Source organism: Psychrobacter sp. TB55-MNA-CIBAN-0194, assembly GCF_040309505.1.
In the GTDB taxonomy this organism is placed as follows: domain Bacteria; phylum Pseudomonadota; class Gammaproteobacteria; order Pseudomonadales; family Moraxellaceae; genus Psychrobacter; species Psychrobacter fozii.
In genome coordinates, this window is the sequence record NZ_JBEOOW010000842.1 from 1 (window position 1) to 232 (window position 232).

The window sequence follows — 232 nt, forward strand, 5'->3', positions numbered from 1 at the left end:
CGTCTGAATCGCATCATCAATCATTTGCAGAATGCTTGATGCTTCATCTAAATTGAGTTCATCAATCAGCAGTTTCTCCGCCCGGGTCAGCTGTTTATTCAAGTTCTCCAGCTCTTTTGTGATCTGGATGTGCTCTAGCTTGTAGCCTTTGTCTGTCATTTCTTTATAACCGTCTTTCAGCTTCGTCAGCTGACCTGGCACAGTTTGTTTGCAGTCTGCGATGAGCTTCGGT

The 232-nt window shown here is 44.8% G+C and carries 1 protein-coding gene; it reads right to left on the reverse strand.

Annotation, left to right across the window (positions count from 1 at the left end; genetic code table 11):
• The coding region (locus tag AAEY75_RS17300; protein ID WP_352260424.1) for a septation ring formation regulator EzrA at positions 1-232 on the reverse strand (232 nt) is incomplete at both ends.